Origin of the sequence: Terrisporobacter muris, assembly GCF_024621905.1 — a bacterium.
GTDB lineage: Bacteria > Bacillota > Clostridia > Peptostreptococcales > Peptostreptococcaceae > Terrisporobacter > Terrisporobacter muris.
Genome location: NZ_JANKBY010000520.1, coordinates 1 through 1641 on the forward strand (window position 1 = coordinate 1; position 1641 = coordinate 1641).

The window sequence follows — 1641 nt, forward strand, 5'->3', positions numbered from 1 at the left end:
ATATAATTTTAGATATTGTTATTGTAGGCATAATTTTACTACCTGTAATGGGAGTGATTTATCCTAACATTTTTGTAAAAGTTCCAAAGATTTATAATATTTTTGAAAATATAAATGAATTTATTCAAGTTGATAATTTAAAATCATTTATTGGTATAGGACAAGAAGTTATTGAAGGTAGTGGATCTTCTTCTGTGGAAACTATTTATATAGAAGAAAAAGATGTGGTAGAACCTAAAAATAATAATGAAGCTATTAAACTTATCCATTCTCTAGCTAATACGATAGTAAAAGCTGAGTATAAGTGGCAATGCAGTGAAGTGACACCTAAGACAATAGATGTAGCATTAAAAGGTGTAGATAAAATTAAAGATGATTATGATAGAATGCATTTAAGAAACTCTTTAACAAAATGGAAAAATGGAGACTTTTCCAATGCAGTGGAGGTTCACAACTATGTATGGGAAATGTTAGATGGAAATGTGGGGAAGGCAGAAGAGTTGGATAAAGATGAAATACAAAAAATACTTAATAAGCATTATTAAATAAAGGGAGGCTGTAAAATGGATACAAAATTAAATCATTTCGACTCAAAAGGAAATGCCATAATGGTAGACGTTACTGAGAAAAATATTACAGAAAGACAAGCAATAGCTACAGGAAAAATATTTGTAAATGATGAGACATACAAAAAAATAGTGGAAGGAAATATGGCAAAGGGGGATGTTCTTGCAGTAGCTAGGGTAGCAGGTATAATGGCTACTAAAAAAACATCAGATTTAATTCCTATGTGTCACCCTTTAATGTTAACAAAGTCAAAAATAGACTTTGAATTTAATGAAGAAGAAAAGAGTATTACAGCTATTTCTTTAGTTAAACTAGCAGGTAAGACTGGTGTGGAAATGGAAGCATTAACAGGAGTTAATGTGGCACTTTTAACAATTTATGATATGTGTAAGGCGATAGATAAAAATATGGTTATTTCAGATATTCATTTAGTTGAAAAGTTAGGTGGAAAAAGTGGTAAGTTTGTTTTTGAAGGAATAAATAAATAAAGTTTTATTAAATTAAAAAAGCTCTGTTATCTTTTTAGATAATAGAGCTTTTTTAATTATTATATATTGACATAAAGAATTTCATTTCCAAAGGTACTTATAAACTTAATCATATCATCATAGCTTATAAAAACTGTAGCAGTATTTACATTAGGATGAACTCCTATAAGAGCTTGATTTTTTAAGTCATCATCTATAACAACATTTACGCATTGGTCCTTATCATTGATAATACCTAGAGGTGTAACAGCACCTTTTAAGATACCTAGGTATTTTTCTAATCTTTCTTCAGAAGTGAAACTTAGAGTACTAGATTGAATCTGTGATTTTATTGACTTTAAATCAGCCTTCTTATCTCCCTTTACTACCACAAGATAATGTTTTTCTCCATTGTAATTTTTCAAAAAAAGATTTTTAACTATATGGCCTTTTTCTTCTAAGTTTAAATTTTCCGTTTCTTCAATAGTATAAACGGGGGGATGATCTATTAATTCATATTTAATATTTAGTTCATCTAATTTTTTAAAACTTGTTCTTTCTTATCCATATATTTCTCCTTATTTAAATTGTTTATTTTAATTATATC

3 protein-coding genes are annotated in these 1641 nt (G+C 28.0%); 2 read left to right on the forward strand and 1 reads right to left on the reverse strand.

Going from position 1 to position 1641, the window contains the following annotated elements; translation table 11 throughout:
• A partial coding sequence (locus NSA58_RS19855; RefSeq protein ID WP_257560910.1) for a DUF6241 domain-containing protein occupies window positions 1–545 on the forward strand: 545 nt, incomplete at its 5' end.
• Window positions 546–563: 18 nt separating this feature from the next.
• Complete coding sequence (moaC, locus tag NSA58_RS19860; protein ID WP_074078858.1) at window positions 564–1055, forward strand: cyclic pyranopterin monophosphate synthase MoaC; 492 nt, start codon at window positions 564–566, stop codon at window positions 1053–1055.
• A gap of 59 nt (window positions 1056–1114) precedes the next feature.
• On the opposite strand, the gene NSA58_RS19865 is transcribed toward moaC, so the two are convergent.
• A complete protein-coding gene (locus NSA58_RS19865) occupies window positions 1115–1558 on the reverse strand; it encodes a prolyl-tRNA synthetase associated domain-containing protein (protein ID WP_074429636.1) in 444 nt (147 codons plus the stop codon).
• Window positions 1559–1641: the final 83 nt, after the last annotated feature.